Source organism: Lysinibacillus sp. NPDC056232, from assembly GCF_042267565.1.
Lineage (GTDB): Bacteria > Bacillota > Bacilli > Bacillales_A > Planococcaceae > Lysinibacillus.
This window is the reverse complement of record NZ_JBHJTF010000093.1, coordinates 1-1,736: the sequence shown is the minus strand read 5'-3', so window position 1 is coordinate 1,736 and position 1,736 is coordinate 1. Positions and strand designations below refer to the sequence as shown.

Here is a 1,736-nt window from a genome sequence, read left to right as displayed (position 1 = left end):
TTCGTAGTCGAGAGGGAAACAGCCCAGATCGCCAGCTAAGGTCCCTAAGCGTGTACTAAGTGGAAAAGGATGTGGGGTCGCGAAGACAACCAGGAGGTTGGCTTAGAAGCAGCCACCCTTGAAAGAGTGCGTAATAGCTCACTGGTCTAGTGATTCCGCGCCGACAATGTAGCGGGGCTCAAGCGTACCGCCGAAGTCGTGTCATTGCAGCATGCAGGGCCAACGCCTGCTGTGATGGGTAGGGGAGCGTCGTGTGCCGGGTGAAGCGGCGGTGGAAACCAGTCGTGGACGGTATACGAGTGAGAATGCAGGCATGAGTAGCGATACAAGAGTGAGAAACTCTTGCGCCGATTGACCAAGGGTTCCTGGGTCAAGCTGATCTGCCCAGGGTAAGTCGGGACCTAAGGCGAGGCCGACAGGCGTAGTCGATGGACAACGGGTTGATATTCCCGTACCCGCTGTGAAGCGTCAACATCGAACCTGGTGATGCTAAGGCCGTGAAGCCGGCCCGGAGTCTTCGGGCAAAGGGAAGTGGTGGAGCCGCTGAACCAAGTCTGTAGTAGGTGAGCGATGGGGTGACGCAGGAAGGTAGTCCAGCCCGGGCGGTGGTTGTCCCGGGGTAAGGGTGTAGGCCGAGGGGTAGGCAAATCCGTCCCTCATTAAGGCTGAGACCTGATGCCGAGCCGATTGTGGTGAAGTGGATGATCCTATGCTGTCGAGAAAAGCCTCTAGCGAGTTTCATGGCGGCCCGTACCCTAAACCGACTCAGGTGGTCAGGTAGAGAATACCGAGGCGTTCGGGTGAACTATGGTTAAGGAACTCGGCAAAATGCCCCCGTAACTTCGGGAGAAGGGGGGCCATCACTGGTGATCGGATTTACTCCGTGAGCTGGGGGTGGCCGCAGAGACCAGCGAGAAGCGACTGTTTACTAAAAACACAGGTCCGTGCGAAGCCGTAAGGCGATGTATACGGACTGACGCCTGCCCGGTGCTGGAACGTTAAGGGGACCGGTTAGTCTGTTCGGGGGCGAAGCTGAGAACTTAAGCGCCAGTAAACGGCGGTGGTAACTATAACCATCCTAAGGTAGCGAAATTCCTTGTCGGGTAAGTTCCGACCTGCACGAATGGCGTAACGACTTCTCGACTGTCTCAACCATAGGCCCGGTGAAATTGCACTACGAGTAAAGATGCTCGTTTCGCGCAGCAGGACGGAAAGACCCCGGGACCTTTACTACAGTTTGATATTGGTGTTCGGTTCGGCTTGTGTAGGATAGGTGGGAGACTTTGAAGCGGCCACGCCAGTGGTTGTGGAGTCGTCGTTGAAATACCACTCTGGTCGTGCTGGATGTCTAACCTGGGTCCGTGATCCGGATCAGGGACAGTGTCTGATGGGTAGTTTAACTGGGGCGGTTGCCTCCTAAAGGGTAACGGAGGCGCCCAAAGGTTCCCTCAGCCTGGTTGGCAATCAGGTGTTGAGTGTAAGTGCACAAGGGAGCTTGACTGTGAGACCGACGGGTCGAGCAGGGACGAAAGTCGGGACTAGTGATCCGGCGGTGGCTTGTGGAAGCGCCGTCGCTCAACGGATAAAAGGTACCCCGGGGATAACAGGCTGATCTTCCCCAAGAGTCCATATCGACGGGATGGTTTGGCACCTCGATGTCGGCTCGTCGCATCCTGGGGCTGGAGTCGGTCCCAAGGGTTGGGCTGTTCGCCCATTAAAGCGGTACGCGAGCTGGG

1 rRNA gene is annotated in these 1,736 nt (G+C 56.9%); it reads left to right on the top strand.

Annotated features, from left to right (window positions below):
• Nucleotides 1–1,736: ribosomal RNA gene (locus tag ACFCYJ_RS27395) — 23S ribosomal RNA — on the top strand; the annotation flags it as partial.